Raw genomic sequence first — 1,379 nt, forward strand, 5'->3', positions numbered from 1 at the left:
TAGATCGATCGTTTTGTACTAAAAAAAGTTAGTTTTATTTACGATCGCCCCTACCGATCGACATTATCCAAGTCAATAAGCGATTTGGGAGACAGCAATGAGCAAATTTCAGTTATTCGATGCAGTGAGTTTAACCGAACCCATCGCCCAAAACATCCTCTTTCATTGTGGTACGGGCGTCCCGCCCATACATGATTTGTGATACGGGCGTCTCGCCCGTACATCATCTACGGTTAAAATATTCATTGACCACAAAAAGTGCGATCGCCTATTCCCAGCGCTGGGAAGGGATGTTAAACAAGGTTAAAATATTCATTAACCACAAAAAGGTCGATCGCCCAAAACACCACCCAAACTAACTACTTGCCTAATACCACAGCATCCGTACTGCTAGCAAAAGCCGGACGAATAAATTCCTCCTTCTCTTCCAACGTGATGTAACCTTTATCTACAGCTAGCTGCATCACTTCCTCAAGAAAACCTCTCAGCGCATCTAATACGTGAGTGCGATCGAATTCAAAATGCTTTTCCCAGCAGGAAGTCCCAAACTTTCTCAAAGTACAGCTAATGCGATCCTCCCTGGGAAGCAACCTAATCATGAACCAACTCTCAGGAAAATCTATTGATATTTTTTGACCTTGCGATAGCTTAGCAATTTCCTGTGGAAAGTTATTCTCTATCATCATGGAAATGTCTAAATCTAAAAATGCCTCTATTTTCTCATCACCTATTTCTATTAAAACTTTATGGTCGCATTCAAAGCAGAAACGTCGCCATCCCATTTCAAAATGAGAAAGCTCTCCCAATGGATCTTCAGGAGGCTCTGCGTAGTTTTCTAAGAAACGCTCGGCTAATTTAAAATTAAATTTTGGACTGCTATTCATCGCTGTTAGTCCTATTTAATTGCCGCAGACTGACACCATCAGCTATAGATAACCACTATTGACAGTTCCATCAAAATTCCTTTGGATAAAAGCGCCAGTGACATTTTGAGTTATCCTTAGAGCGGGAGGGTAAACTCTACCTATAGCACGATGAAAATCAATTAAGTTTGGTTTCGTTACCTCAACCCAACCTACTAATAACAAATCCGGGTGAAACACTTTTCCGATTGCTTAGTCCCCTCTGCTAGGAATTTGTTGGTATAAAAGCGGTTTTAACCGCCTCCTTCATAAAGGGGATAATTAACTACACAGAATTAGACGATATCCTTACGCTTCTGAACCACTAAAGTGAGACCCAACAAAGCCAAATTTTGCAAGCAAAGGATAGCCCAATACTGCCTAACATTAACCTTGAACATGGTAGAGTCGATAGGGGAATTTCTACCCTTACCTCTCCTTCAAAACGGAACGTGAAACTTTCGCTTCATTCCGCTC

Annotated in this window: 1 protein-coding gene; it reads right to left on the reverse strand. The window is 41.3% G+C overall.

Translation table 11 applies throughout. The features are described 5' to 3' along the window. Nucleotides 1-359: 359 nt before the first annotated feature. Nucleotides 360-884, reverse strand: a complete 525-nt coding sequence (locus tag QUB08_RS11595; protein ID WP_333224853.1) for a hypothetical protein — start codon at nt 882-884, stop codon at nt 360-362. Nucleotides 885-1,379: the final 495 nt, after the last annotated feature.

This window comes from Microcoleus sp. BR0-C5, assembly GCF_036705045.1.
Taxonomy (GTDB): Bacteria; Cyanobacteriota; Cyanobacteriia; order Cyanobacteriales; family Microcoleaceae; genus Microcoleus.

Excerpts from the sequence above, each read along its gene's own strand:
- QUB08_RS11595 (WP_333224853.1), bottom strand. The coding sequence starts at position 884 with ATGAATAGCAGTCCAAAATTTAATTTTAAATTAGCCGAGCGTTTCTTA.